Below are 13,026 nucleotides of genomic sequence, written 5' to 3'. Positions count from 1 at the left end.
CCAAGCGTTTATCACCAACTGCCGTCCTAGCCGCAGATGTTAGGGCATTTTTTATAGAGGAAGTATTAATGCAAGCAAGAAACAAGCAAAAAGGTTTTACCCTACTGGAAGTTATGGTGGTTATCGTTATCTTAGGGATCCTTGCTTCTATGGTTGTGCCTAACCTTATGGGCAACAAAGATAAAGCCGACATTCAAAAGGCGGTATCTGACATTGTTGCACTGGAAAATGCCTTGGACATGTATCGTCTGGACAACAGCGTCTATCCGACAACAGAGCAGGGCCTCGAAGCCTTGGTACAGAAGCCGACTATCTCACCCGAGCCGCGTAACTACCGCGCCGACGGCTATGTGAAGCGTCTGCCACAGGATCCATGGCGTAACGATTACCTGCTATTGAGCCCAGGCGAGCAGGGTAAGATCGACATCTTCAGTGCCGGTCCTGACGGTCAGCCGGGTACCGAAGACGATATCGGTAACTGGAATCTACAAGATTTCCAATAAGCCTTAAGACGAGTCTGTTTATGCGTGGCGTCCGCCAATTCGGTTTCACCCTGCTAGAGGTCCTGCTGGTCGTCTTGCTGATGGGATTGGCTGCTGCCGCGGTGACTTATACCACGAGCGGCGCCGACCAACACAAGGCGCTGGAGCGTACGGCGCGCCAGTTTATGGCGGCCACCGAGCTGGTGTTGGATGAGACCATACTCAGCGGCCACTTCATCGGCATCGTCATCGACAAGCAGCGCTACGAGTTTGTGGTCTACGATGAGGGCAAATGGAAGCCGCTGCAACAAGATCGCCTGCTGGCGGCCAAAGAGATGGAGCCAGGTGTCGAGATGCATCTGGTGCTCGACGGCCTGCCTCTGACTCAGGAAGATGAAGAAGATGAGTCCTGGTTCGATGAGCCGCTTATCGAGCGTAGCGAAGAAGAGAAGAAAAAATTTCCCGAACCTCAGGTGCTGCTGTTTCCTAGCGGCGAGATGAGCGTCTTCGAGCTGACCTTCGTCGGTAAAGATGAGCGTGGCCAGGAGATTGAGGCCCTGGTGGTTGGCGATGCCCTAGGCCGCCTGACCCTGGGCAGAAAGGATGGATTCGATGAGTAAGCGCAGGCTTAGCTTGAGTCTCATGGGCAGACGCCGCAGCGCCGGCATGACCCTGCTCGAGGTGATTGTGGCCCTCATGGTGTTTGCCATCGCCGCCGTCTCCATCACCAAGAGTCTGGGTGAGCAGATGGCCAACATGCCGATCCTCGAGGAGCGCACCCTGGCCCAGTGGGTAGCCAGCAATCAGATGGTGGATGCCCGCCTGGAGAAGAAATTTCCGGATCTCGGCCGTAAAGACGGCAGCGTCGAACTGGCGGGAAAAGAGTGGTATTGGCGCAAAGAGGTGGTGAAAACCACAGATGATAATTTTCGAATGATACGCATCAGTGTCAGTGACGATGAGCGCTATAAGCGCATCATCGCCCAGGTGAGCAGTTATGTGCTTAAGCAAGATTAAGCGGGCACAGGGCTTTACCCTGCTGGAGATGCTGATCGCCATCGCCATCTTTGCCATGCTGGGGCTGGCGGCGAATGCCGTGCTCAGCACAGTAATGAAAAACGATGAGGTCACCGCCGAGTTTGCCCAGCGACTCAAGTCGTTGCAACAGGGCTTCGGTGCCCTGGAGCGGGATTTTGGCCAGATGGTGGCCCGTACTCCGCGTCTGTTAGAAGGCGGGCGTGGCTCGACCGTGATTCAGACCGGCAAAGATCTGTTCGATTCAGAGTCTGAGGCCATCGTCTTCTACCGTATCGGCTGGTTGAATCCTGACGGGCTCTTGCCCAGAGGCAGCCTGCAGTCGGTGGCCTATGTGGTACAGGAAAACAACCTGGAGCGTTGGTATTTTCCCTATCCCGAGCCGGAGTTTGGCGCCGAGCCGATTAAGACTGTGGTGATTAAAAACGTCCTGTCGGTGGAGTATTCCTTCTATGTCGAGGACAAATGGCAGCGTAAGTTTGATGCCACTAGCCTGCCCAAGGCGATCGCCATGGAAATTGAGGTGGAAGGCCTGGGTAAGGTACAGCGCAAGTTCCTGTTACCTTTGGGCGCTATGCTGAGTGAAAATGGCTCGGGCAACAATAACGGTAATAACAACGGCAACAATAACGGCAATAACAACGGCAGCAATAACGGTAATAACGGTGGCAACAACTCCGGCGGCAACAGCGACGGAGGTAAAGATGGCGGTTCCGGTGGCAAGGAAGATGACGATGAATAGCTTGCCAGGAAAGCAGCGTGGGGTCGCGCTGATCGTCGTCTTGTTGATCGTGGCCATGATCGCCATCATAGCCACCAACATCAACAGCCGTAACCAGATCTCTGTGCGCCGTACCATTAACCTGGCGCAGTACGATCAGGCCTATTGGTATGCGATCTCGGCCGAAGAGCTGGCCAAGAAGGTGTTGAAACAAGATTTGGACGATGCCGATGAAGGTAAGGTGCATCGTCAGCAATATTGGGCCCAGGCCGATGTGGTGTTTCCCGCCGAGCAGGGTGAGATAGGCGGTCGTATCAGCGATCTGCAGGCCTGTTTTAACCTAAACGCCCTGGCGATCGAGACCACAGAGGTGGAAAACGGCCAGCCCAAGTTACCGCTGCCGGCGGTACAATTTAAGGGGCTGTTGGTGGCGCTGGGAATGGATGACTTCTCCGCCGAGCGTCTGACCCATACGCTGAAAGATTATATCGATGAGGATACGGTCGCCAGCCCGTTTGGCGCCGAAGATGCCGACTATGAATCGCGCACCGTGCCTTACCGGGCGGCTAACACCCTGATGAGCCATCGCAGCGAGCTGCGGGCGGTGATCGGCTTCAGCCAGGAGGTCTACCTCAAGTTGGCGCCTTATATCTGCGTCATCCCCGGCTATGACCGCCAGGTGCTGAACGTCAACACCATAGAGGTGGAGCAGGCGGCGCTGCTGGCGGGCATGTTTGATAATAAGATCAGCGTGGGCGAGGCCGAAAGCATCATCAATCAGCGCCCGGGTGACGGCTATGACAGCCTGGATGACTTCTGGTCTAATGGTTCTATCTCAGGGCTGCGCCAGGACAAGAATCTGGAATCGAGCTTTAGCCTCAAGAGTCAGTATTTTCTGCTGGAGGCAGGCGCTAAGGTTGATAGCGCCACCTTTAGGATGCAAAGTGTATTACGTGTGGGCGGTAACAACCAGCTGGACGTCTTGACCCGTCAATATGGCGGCCAAAAATAATCACTTAGGTGAGCTGCGCTCGTCTAGGCTAATAAAAGGACAAGCTCATCGAGAGCAACTTAATGAGACTTGTGGAGAAAGACATTGAGTGAAAGATTATTTATCCGATTAGGAAGAAGCGCGGAGCAGAGCTGCTCTTGGCTGGTATGGTCGGAGCAAGAGCAGGAGATCATCGCCTCGGGAGAGCTGAGCGACGCCCAGGGGCTGTCGACCCTGACCGAGCGCGCCGGTAACCGTCCGGTGGATATTCTGGTGCCCGCCTCTGCCATTACCCTCACCACGGTGCAGCTACCGGAGAAGGGCCAGCGTCAGGCGCTCAAGGCCCTGCCTTTCATGCTGGAAGAGACCCTGGCCGAGAATGTCGATGAACTGCATTTTGTCCCCGGCCCGCGTAATGGCGAGTCTCTGAGTGTTGCCGTGGTGGCCCACGAGCAGATGCAGACCTGGCTCTCCTGGTTGAGCGAAGCCGGTATCAAGGCGCGTCAACTGGTGCCCGACTGTCTGGCGCTGCCGCTACAGGAATGCCAGTGGGCGGCGATGAAATTTGGCCCAGATTACCTGCTGCGTACCAGCACGGGTAGCGGCGTTAGCCTGGATGCCAGCTGGTTCCAGGCCGCTCTGCCAAGACTCGCCGAGGTCCAGGAAGAGACGCCTATTACCCTGGCGAGCTACAGCGATCTGGATATTCAAGGGGTCGAGCTCAAGCCTCAGCCGCTGGATCTGCCCATGTTGGTGTTGGCCAAGGGGATCCTCAACGCGCCACTAAACCTGCTCAGCGGTATCTATACCCCTAAGCGCGAATACAGCAAGCATCTGCTTTTATGGCGTAATGCCGCCATCGTCATCCTGGTGGCCCTGGTGTTGGCCCTAGTCAACAAGGGACTCAATATTCATCAGCTGAACGTCGAGCGAGAAGGTCTGCAGCAACAGACGGGCGAGATCTTCAAGCAGGTGATGGGTAGCTCGCGCATGGTGAACGTGCGCTCGCAGATGGAAAGTCAGCTACGCACACTGCAAGGCGCGGGTGGCGGCATGGCCTTCTTCACCATGCTCGACGATCTTGCCGTTGGTTTCGACAAGGTGCCTGAGCTCAAGCCCACCAGCCTGCGATTCGACGGCGGCCGTAATGAGCTGCGCATGCAGATCACCGCCAAGAGCTATGCCCAGATCGAACAGTTTAAGGAGCTGATCTCGCCTCACTTCCAGGTGGATTCTGGCGCCATGAACAGCGGCGAAGATGAAGTGACCAGTACCTTAACCCTGAGGAGCAAGTAAGATGGACAACATTAAGACGTGGTGGAATGGCTTAGTGTTGCGCGAGCAGCAGCTCGTGGCGGCTTGCGCCATAGTGTTGGTGCTCGGCATCTTCTACTGGGGGATCTGGACGCCTATCAGCCAGGCCGAAGAGGATGCCCAGCGCAACCTGACGGCTCAGGAGAGCACACTCAACTATGTGAAGCAGGCGGCCAACAAGATAGCTGGCCTCAAGCAAAGCGGCGGTAAGAAGGGCTTCTCCGGCAGTCTCAGCGCCGTGGTGACCCAGAGCGCTAAAAGCTATGGCCTGGAAATCACCCGCATGCAGCCCCAGGGTAACAAGATCCAGGTGTGGATGGACGAGGTGCCCTTCGATTCGCTCTTGGATTACCTGAGCGATCTGGTGCAACAGAAGGGGCTCTCCCTGGAGAATATCGATCTGGCCGATGGTGAGACCGAAGGCTTCGTCAAGGTGCGTCGCATCCAGTTCTCGCAGTAACAAAGTAGTAAGGGTTTTTTGTGAGTCTAGTGAAAAAAATTGTTATCGGCGTTTTCGTCTACCTGGTGTTTCTAATCGCCCTGTTTCCGGCGAGTCTGGCGGTTAAGTTGGCGCCCCTGCCTAAGCAGGTGAGTGCCTCAGGGATCTCTGGCACCATCTGGTCCGGTGAGATTGATAGCTTAATGCTGCAGAAGCGTCGCCTGGAGCAGGTTAGCTGGCAGCTGAGCCCCTGGGGCCTGCTGACCGGCAGGGCTAACATCGACTTCGTGGTGGGCAGCCGCGCCACCGCCGTAAATGGTAAGGGTTTCGTAAGCCTGTCTATGTCTGGTATCGATGCCAGCGGCGTGCGTTTCGACGCCCCGAGCGAGTTCCTGGTAGGCAACGCGCGTCTGCCGTTTCGTACCCAGGTGGGGGGCAACTTCAGCCTGATGCTGCAAGACCTGGAGCAGGGTGTGCCTTGGTGTCAGCAGCTCACGGGTAAACTCTTTGCCCAGCAGCTGCAGGTGAATAACCAGTTCGGCAAGTATCCTCTGGGGGATGTCGCCGTGGCGCTGAGCTGTGTCGATGGCAACATCAAGGTGCAGACGGATGATAGCATGAATGCCTTAGGGCTTAGTGGCCATGCGCTGCTTAAGGCCGACAAGCTGGTGCAGGTAACCGCCAAGATCAAAGAGACAGAGGCGCAGCCCGACGATCTTAAGCAGGCGCTAAGCTTCCTCGGTAAACGCGACAGCCAGGGCTACTACCCGATCAACTATCAGGGACGGGTTCCCGGCCTCTAGTGGTTGAGATTAAGATACAAAAAAGCCCCTCTATGGGGCTTTTTTAATGGCTGATTCTCTTAAGCAAAAGACCAGCGTTTAGGCCTGATTGTCGGTGACGCCCTGCTGCATCACGCGCTGGCGATATTCCAGCAGGCTGAAGACGCCAAAGAGCATGACACTCAGGTAATCGCCGTAACCTATGGTCATCAGCGGCTTAAACAGGGTGCGAAAGATCAGCGTCTGCAGGCCGTGCATCACCAGGGTGATCCCAAGTAGCAGCGTCAGCAGCATGCCTATGTTGCCTTCTGCCGGGACAAACAGGTTGTAGAGCATCACGGCCCAGGCAAATAGGGTGATCCCCTTGCCGATGAGAATGACCATTTTCATTATTCAGCCTCCACACGTTCGACTCGATAAAGACGATAGGTCACCTGACCGGCCTGTTTCTCCTTGAGAGGGAGCCAGTGGGCAGGCAAATTTAGCGGCGGATGCTCACGCTCTGTCTCCACATAGACGAGCGCATCCTCATTGAGCCATGCCTGGGCATTCAGGCCGTCGATACAGGCCTGGGCCAACCCCTTACGAAAGGGGGGATCGATGAAGACCACATCGAAGCCCTCGGCGGGCGGCGTCTTGAGCTGCACTAAGGTGTCGCCCTGTACCACCTCGGCGCAGTCGCATTTGAGGGTGGCAAGGTTCTGCTTGAGCTGTTTGGCCGCGCCGGCCTGTAGCTCGAATACCTTGGCGTACTTGGCGTAGCGAGAGAGCGCCTCGAAGCAGAGGGCGCCGCTGCCTCCGAAGCAGTCGAGCACGCGGGCACCGGGAAGATCCCCCGCGATCCAGTTAAACAGGGTTTCCCTGACTCTGTCTGTGGTGGGCCTTAGCCCCTCGAGATCTTGGATCGGGAGTTTTCTGGAACGCCATTGTCCGGCGATGATCCTCACCTGTCCGCTTGCGGGTCGATTTCTTGCCATTTTCTACCTGTATTTTGTGGATTCATTTAGCGAAATTTGGCCTGACCAGATTAAGTGTTAGACTGTTGCGCTAAATTGAGGTCGCTATTTTAACGTAAAGCACAATAAAAAGGTGTAAAGCCCGGGGCATTAGCGAAAAAAATGCCGTGTTTTTCTGCGTCAATAGCCTAGCTATCTGGTTATAATAACGGGCGCAAAACGACTTTATAGCGAATTTTGAATCAGTTAGTTGAGTACTGGTATTACACATGGCAAAAAAAGGTTTTTTTTCTTGGTTCCGCAAAGATAAATCTAAGCAGGAAGCGGCGGCACCAGAAGTAGAAGTTTCGACCCAGGCAGAAGCCGAACAGGCTAGCGTCGAAGAAGATAATGCACGTCTGGCCGCGGAGCAGGCAGAGCAGGAACGCCTAGCCGAGGAGCAGGCCCGTCTCGAAGCAGAGAATGAGCGTCTAGCTGCTGAGCAAGCAGAGCAGCAACGTCTAGCTGAGGAGCAGGCCCGCGTCGAAGCGGAAAATGCAGAGCAAGAACGTATAGCCGCCGAGCAGGCTGAGCAGCAACGCATCGCCGAGGAGCAGGCCCGCATCGAGGCAGAGAATGCCCGTCTGGCTGCCGAGCAGGCAGAGCAAGAACGCCTTGCAGCCGAACAAGCTGAGCAGCAACGCATCGCCGAGGAGCAGGCTCGCATCGAGGCAGAGAATGCCCGTCAAGCTGCCGAACAGGCCCGCGTCGAAGCTGAGAATGCCCGTCTTGCTGCCGAGCAGGCAGAGCAAGAGCGTTTAGCAGAGGAGCAGGCAGAGCAGGAGCGTTTAGCCGCTGAGCAAGCAGAACAGGCAGCGCAAGAGGAGCAGGTTGAACAACAGCCAGAGCCGCAGCAGAAGCCGACCAAAGAGGGTTTCTTTGCCCGCCTGAAACGAGGACTGAAGCGCACCAGCGAGAATATCGGTAGTGGTTTCATCGGCCTGTTCAAGGGCAAGAAGATTGATGATGAGCTATTCGAAGAGCTGGAAGAGCAGCTGTTGATTGCCGATGTGGGGGTAGAAACCACCAGTCGTCTGATCGCCAGCCTGACCGAGCAGGCAAGCCGTAAGCAGCTTAAAGATGGCGAGGCCCTCTATGAGCTGATGCGTGAAGAGATGCAAAAGACCCTGGAGCCGGTGAGCATTCCTCTGGTGCCGGAAAACAGCGAAGGACCTTTTGTTATTCTTATGGTCGGTGTCAACGGTGTGGGTAAGACCACCACAATCGGTAAGCTGGCCAAGCAGTATCAACAGCAGGGCAAGTCAGTGATGTTGGCGGCGGGTGACACCTTCCGCGCCGCGGCCGTCGAGCAACTGCAGGTCTGGGGTCAGCGCAACGATATTCCAGTGATCGCCCAGCACACAGGCGCAGATAGTGCCTCGGTACTGTTCGATGCGCTGCAGGCGGCGCGTGCCCGTAAGATAGACATCTTGATCGCCGATACGGCGGGACGCCTACAGAACAAGGCCCATCTGATGGATGAGCTGAAGAAAGTAGTGCGTGTGATGAAGAAACAAGATGAGAGCGCCCCTCACGAGGTGATGTTGACCCTGGATGCGAGTACGGGTCAGAATGCCATTAGCCAGGCGCAGTTGTTCAAAGAAGCCGTTGGCGTCACGGGTATCACCATGAGCAAGCTCGATGGCACGGCCAAGGGCGGTGTGATCTTCGCCATTGCAGATAAATTTGGCATACCAATTAGACACATAGGTGTCGGTGAGCAGATCGATGATCTAAGAACTTTCGATGCGAAAGACTTTATCGACGCCCTGTTCAGCCATGAGGATGAGGCCAAGTAGCAAACGGCTAGGCGTAAAGCCAGGGCCAGTCGAATTCGGCTGGTCCATCAAAACACTATTGCAGCATCTAAGATTGGGTACTTATGATTCGATTTGAGCAGGTTAGCAAGGTTTATCCCGGTGGTCAGAAGGCCCTCACCGATGTGAGTTTTCATCTGAAACGCGGTGAGATGGCGTTTTTAACCGGCCACTCCGGGGCGGGCAAGAGTACCCTGCTTAAGTTGATCACTGTGATCGAACGGGCCAATGCCGGTCGTGTCGCCATCAATGGCCACGATATCGCCAGCATACGTCCAAAGGATGTCCCCTTTCTGCGCCGTGATATCGGCATGATCTTCCAAAACCATCACCTGCTGATGGACCGCAGCGTCTTCGACAATATTGCCCTGCCGCTGGTTATCGAGGGTTTCGCCCTGCACGAGATCAAGAAGCGGGTGCTGGCGGCGCTGGATATGGTGGGCCTGTATGGCAAGGAGCGTCACTATCCCATCATGTTATCCGGCGGTGAGCAGCAACGGGTGGGGATTGCCCGCGCCATCGTTAACAAGCCACCTCTGCTGCTGGCCGATGAGCCCACGGGTAACCTGGATCCTAAGTTGTCCATGGATATCCTGCGCCTGTTTGAAACCTTTAACGATGCCGGCACGACCGTGCTGATCGCCACCCACGATCTGGGCCTGATCGCCAGAATGCGTTATCGCACCCTGACCCTGAAGCAGGGGCGTATCCTGGGCGGTGACGAGCTGGCGAGCACTCACACAACTGCCAGCGCCTTCGGCCAATAATTGAGGAGAGTCAGATGAGTCAGCAACCTCAATTGGTGCGCAGTAAGCTGCCTATCAGCGGTCGTATCGTGATGTTTTTCATCCGTCACATTCAACATGCCATGGGCAGCATGGGGGAGTTGTGGCGCAATCCCGTCTCCTCGCTGATGACCATGGCTGTGCTGGGGGTAAGCCTTAGCCTGCCGGCGGCCCTGCAGGTGTTGGTGAAAAACGCCGAGACAATTACTCAGTCCTGGAACAGCGCTGCCGAGATCTCCCTGTTTATCGACGAGGGACGCAGCGAGCGCAGCATACAGAGCCTCATCAGCCGTATCAGCGCCTACCCAGAGGTGAGTGCCGTCAGCTATATCGACCGTGACAAGGCCTTGGAGGAGTTTCAGCGCCTGTCAGGTTTCGGCGAGGCCCTGGCCTATCTGGATGAGAACCCGCTACCTGCGGTGATCACGGTAACCCCAAGCATCAAGCACGCCAGCCCTAATGGTGCCCGCGAGCTGCTGAAGAAGCTGGAGCTAGAGCCAGAAGTAAGCTTTGGTCGCCTGGATATCGAGTGGCTGGAGCGTCTGCAGGCCGTGGTGAGGTTGCTTGAGCGCACAGTGATGGCTATCGCCGCCCTGCTGGTGTTGGCGGTGGTGCTGGTGATAGGTAACACCATACGTCTGGCGATCATGAACCGCCGCACCGAGATAGAGGTGATGAAGCTGGTGGGCGCCACTGAGGCCTTCATTCAGCGTCCCTTCCTCTATACCGGGATCTGGTTTGGGGTGATCGGCGGCGTACTGGCCTGGGTGATCATCAATCTGTTGGTCTGGTATCTGGACGGCGCGCTGGCGAGCCTTCTAGGCCTCTATGGCAGCACGCTGGAGATGCAGTCGCTAACCCTGATCGAGTTGGGCGAGTTGATACTCTTGGCCTCCTTCCTCGGCTGGTTAGGTTCCTACCTGTCTGTGCGTCAACACCTGAGGGCGATCGAGCCTTCCTAGGAGCTGTGCCACACAGGTTCAGCCTGGCATTTGTCGCCGCAGTAATAGGCTGGCTTGGACGTTGGACTCCCGGGAATTTATGAACTAATTTTCACTTGCAATGTCTATAGAATCGGGTGAAATTAAACCCTGTTCAGCTTCGAGTGTTGACATAGACTGTCAGATAGTTAATAGTTCATCAGCTTGTCCCTGGGCGTAATCCCCTTTCTTTATACTCCCACGGAATGCCGCTTTCAGGCGGTGCTGAGCACACAAAGCGTTAAATTTAAGCTAGATAAGAAGTTAGGAGCGTTAATGACAAATCAAACGCAATCAATGGCACTAATGGTACCTCAAAGCAGCAGTAGCTTAGAGGCTTATATCCATTCTGCGCACAACATTCCTATGTTGGAGGCGAAAGAGGAGTATGAGCTGGCGAAACGTCTGCAGGAGACCGGTGACATTCAGGCTGCGAAGCAGTTGATTATGTCTCATCTTCGTTTCGTTATTCATGTCGCCAAAGGTTACGCGGGTTATGGTCTGCCACAGGCGGATCTGATCCAGGAAGGTAACATTGGTCTGATGAAGGCGGTAAAGCGCTTTGATCCCGATGTGGGTGTACGTCTTGTCTCGTTTGCCGTGCATTGGATTAAAGCCGAGATCCACGAATACGTGCTGAAAAACTGGCGTATCGTTAAGGTCGCGACCACCAAGGCGCAGCGTAAACTGTTCTTCAATCTGCGTAAGGCTAAGAAACGTCTTGGCTGGTTCAGCGATGAAGAGGTGACCATGGTTGCCGAAAACCTTGGCGTCTCGAAGAGCGATGTGACTGAGATGGAATCACGCATGGCGGCGCAGGATCCAGCCTTCGATCTGGCCAGCGACAACGATGACGATCAGGACTATGCCCCGGTGCATTACCTTGAGGATCATTCGTCGGATATCGCCTCTCAGGTCGAAAACGACAACTTCGAAGCCGATAACCAAACCCGTCTTCTGGCGGCCATCAAGACTCTTGATGAGCGTAGCCAGCATATTCTACAGGCGCGTTGGTTAGACGAAGAGAAGACCACGCTGCAAGAGCTGGCGGCCACTTATCAAGTTTCTGCCGAGCGTATCAGGCAGCTTGAGAAGAACGCGATGAACAAGCTCAAGGGCCGCATGGAAATGTAACGCCCCTTGTGTGAATGACTAAGAATGAAAAAACCTGCTATCAAGCAGGTTTTTTTGTGGCTAATCCATGACGTTCGACCACCGCCTGTATCACGAGTTTGCGGGGCAACTTGAGCCCCGTCTGCTCAACCTCGGGCCAGGGGAAATAGCGCCTTGGGCGTTTAAAGCGGGCGATATGCTGGCAGAGAAACCCTTCGAGCTTCTCAAGCGATGCGACTTCCCCCTTGATGATGGCCGCCGGCAGCAGGCCGAACTCCTCGTCGGACACGCCAAACACCAGCGCCTCTTCGATGCCGGGATAGCTTCTTAGTACTGCCTCTATCTCTTCGGGCTGCACGTTTTCACCGCCGCAGATAAACATGTTGTCTGTGCGCCCCAGTATGAGCAGCTCACCCTTGGGCGTGAACTGGCCGCGATCTTGGGTGCAGAACCAGCCATCGTCATCCAGCGGTCTGCTGATCTCATGGGGCGGTTTATCGCCCAGATAACCGAGAAACAGTGTCTCGCCGCGCACATAGATCACCTCATCGACAATTTTCAGCTCGCGTCCGGGCAAGGCTATGCCGCAACTGCCCCGGGCATTGGCCCTGGCCGTGGTGATCTGCGAGCTCATCTCTGTCATGCCGTAACTGGTAAAGGCCGGAATGCCCAGCGGCGTCAGGCGTTTAATCAGCTGCTCATCTATGGCGCCGCCACCCAGCAGCAGCGCCTTGAGCCCTTTGAGACTCTCGGGGGCGTCGTTAAGTAATCTCACTAGTTGGGTGGCCACCAGAGAGAGGTGGGTCAGGGGAATAGCATTGAGCTGCTTTGCCAACGACAGATCGGGCGCCGGCAGGGTCAGGGCCGCGCCGGCCAAGACGCAGCGATTGACTATGGCCAGGCCGCCGATATGAAACAGCGGCAGAGAGAGCAGCCAGTTGTCCCCGCGAACTAGGGGGATCTTCTGGGTCGAGCCCAGGGCGCTGGCGATATGATTATTGAGGCAGTGCACGGCGGCCTTGGGCATGCCGCTGCTGCCCGAAGTGAGTATGATGTTGCAGGGCCGCGCCGTGTCTATCCTGATTGCTTCTGCTTTGGTTGCTTCTGCTTTGGTTGATTTCTTGCTTTCGCGAGTCGTGGCTAGTGACGCCTCGGCGTCTAAGCTGAGCGTCAGGCCTGGCTCCGGCAGTATTTCTCGATAAGTCTCGCCAGCCCAGAAATGGTTAAAACCGTAGCGCTCGGCTATCGCAGTGATCTGCGCCTTGGGAAACCTTGGGTTTAACGGGCAGAAGATGGCGCCGAGATCGATGCAGGCCCAGTAGAGGATCACCAGCGCCAGAGAGTTTTGGTCGACGCAGGCCAGCTTGTCGCCTGATGTTACGCCCAGATCATGCAGCTGGCGTGCGCACTGTCGCACCCTTTGGGCGAGTTGAGCATAGTCGATGGCGCGATAGCCGCCATCATGCCAGTGATGCAGGGCGACTTGCCCGGGCGCCTTGGCCGCCATCAGGTGCAGCGGTGAGGTGTCTATGCTTTCCTGGCAAGTTTCCTGGCTAATTCCCATGCTGTGCT

Annotated in this window: 15 protein-coding genes; 12 read left to right on the top strand and 3 right to left on the bottom strand. The window is 55.8% G+C overall.

What is annotated here, in order from left to right; translation table 11 throughout:
• The first annotated feature begins 68 nt into the window (after positions 1-68).
• The 8 genes from gspG (at position 69) to K0J45_RS18520 (ending at position 5,785) form a co-directional block, all read left to right on the top strand.
• The gene (gene gspG / locus K0J45_RS18555) at positions 69-503 is read left to right on the top strand and encodes a type II secretion system major pseudopilin GspG (RefSeq protein WP_011867410.1); all 435 of its coding nucleotides are present in this window, start codon (positions 69-71) and stop codon (positions 501-503) included.
• A gap of 20 nt (positions 504-523) precedes the next feature.
• Positions 524-1,102, top strand: a complete 579-nt coding sequence (gspH, locus tag K0J45_RS18550; protein WP_220043628.1) for a type II secretion system minor pseudopilin GspH — start codon at positions 524-526, stop codon at positions 1,100-1,102.
• On the top strand, positions 1,095-1,499 hold the full coding sequence (gspI, locus tag K0J45_RS18545) for a type II secretion system minor pseudopilin GspI (RefSeq protein ID WP_258406726.1): 405 nt from the start codon (positions 1,095-1,097) through the stop codon (positions 1,497-1,499). Before gspH ends, gspI begins: the two co-directional genes overlap by 8 nt.
• Positions 1,480-2,259: a type II secretion system minor pseudopilin GspJ gene (gene gspJ / locus K0J45_RS18540; RefSeq protein ID WP_220043627.1), complete on the top strand. Its 780-nt coding sequence runs from the start codon at positions 1,480-1,482 to the stop codon at positions 2,257-2,259. Before gspI ends, gspJ begins: the two co-directional genes overlap by 20 nt.
• Positions 2,252-3,250, top strand: a complete 999-nt coding sequence (gspK, locus tag K0J45_RS18535) for a type II secretion system minor pseudopilin GspK (RefSeq protein ID WP_011867406.1) — start codon at positions 2,252-2,254, stop codon at positions 3,248-3,250. Before gspJ ends, gspK begins: the two co-directional genes overlap by 8 nt.
• Positions 3,251-3,334: 84 nt before the next feature.
• The gene (gspL, locus tag K0J45_RS18530) at positions 3,335-4,525 is read left to right on the top strand and encodes a type II secretion system protein GspL (protein ID WP_220043626.1); all 1,191 of its coding nucleotides are present in this window, start codon (positions 3,335-3,337) and stop codon (positions 4,523-4,525) included.
• 1 nt (position 4,526) lies between these two features.
• The gene (locus tag K0J45_RS18525; RefSeq protein ID WP_220043625.1) at positions 4,527-5,003 is read left to right on the top strand and encodes a type II secretion system protein M; all 477 of its coding nucleotides are present in this window, start codon (positions 4,527-4,529) and stop codon (positions 5,001-5,003) included.
• A 20-nt stretch (positions 5,004-5,023) separates the two neighbouring features.
• The gene (locus K0J45_RS18520) at positions 5,024-5,785 is read left to right on the top strand and encodes a type II secretion system protein N (protein WP_220043624.1); all 762 of its coding nucleotides are present in this window, start codon (positions 5,024-5,026) and stop codon (positions 5,783-5,785) included.
• 78 nt (positions 5,786-5,863) lie between these two features.
• Here K0J45_RS18520 and K0J45_RS18515 read toward each other — a convergent pair whose 3' ends face one another.
• Complete coding sequence (locus tag K0J45_RS18515) at positions 5,864-6,154, bottom strand: DUF1145 domain-containing protein (RefSeq protein ID WP_220043623.1); 291 nt, start codon at positions 6,152-6,154, stop codon at positions 5,864-5,866.
• On the bottom strand, positions 6,154-6,741 hold the full coding sequence (gene rsmD, locus K0J45_RS18510) for a 16S rRNA (guanine(966)-N(2))-methyltransferase RsmD (RefSeq protein WP_220043622.1): 588 nt from the start codon (positions 6,739-6,741) through the stop codon (positions 6,154-6,156). Before rsmD ends, K0J45_RS18515 begins: the two co-directional genes overlap by 1 nt.
• A 248-nt stretch (positions 6,742-6,989) precedes the next feature.
• Between rsmD and ftsY the strand changes: the two genes are divergently transcribed.
• The 4 genes from ftsY to rpoH all read left to right on the top strand — a co-directional run bounded on the left by ftsY (position 6,990) and on the right by rpoH (position 11,475).
• Positions 6,990-8,558, top strand: coding sequence for a signal recognition particle-docking protein FtsY (ftsY, locus tag K0J45_RS18505; RefSeq protein ID WP_220043621.1), 1,569 nt, complete (start codon positions 6,990-6,992; stop codon positions 8,556-8,558).
• A gap of 83 nt (positions 8,559-8,641) precedes the next feature.
• Entirely contained in the window at positions 8,642-9,343 is a 702-nt protein-coding gene (gene ftsE, locus K0J45_RS18500; protein WP_220043620.1) for a cell division ATP-binding protein FtsE, read from the top strand.
• 14 nt (positions 9,344-9,357) lie between these two features.
• On the top strand, positions 9,358-10,323 hold the full coding sequence (gene ftsX, locus K0J45_RS18495) for a permease-like cell division protein FtsX (RefSeq protein ID WP_220043619.1): 966 nt from the start codon (positions 9,358-9,360) through the stop codon (positions 10,321-10,323).
• Positions 10,324-10,617: 294 nt separating this feature from the next.
• Positions 10,618-11,475, top strand: a complete 858-nt coding sequence (gene rpoH / locus K0J45_RS18490) for an RNA polymerase sigma factor RpoH (RefSeq protein WP_220043618.1) — start codon at positions 10,618-10,620, stop codon at positions 11,473-11,475.
• A gap of 40 nt (positions 11,476-11,515) precedes the next feature.
• Here the strand turns inward: rpoH and menE are convergent, their stop codons facing one another.
• Positions 11,516-13,018, bottom strand: a complete 1,503-nt coding sequence (gene menE / locus K0J45_RS18485; protein WP_220045356.1) for an o-succinylbenzoate--CoA ligase — start codon at positions 13,016-13,018, stop codon at positions 11,516-11,518.
• Between the last annotated feature and the right edge of the window lie 8 nt (positions 13,019-13,026).

The organism is Shewanella alkalitolerans, assembly GCF_019457575.1.
Lineage (GTDB): Bacteria > Pseudomonadota > Gammaproteobacteria > Enterobacterales > Shewanellaceae > Shewanella > Shewanella loihica.
Note: the sequence above shows the minus strand (reverse complement) of the source record. Positions and strands in the feature narration are given on the sequence as shown.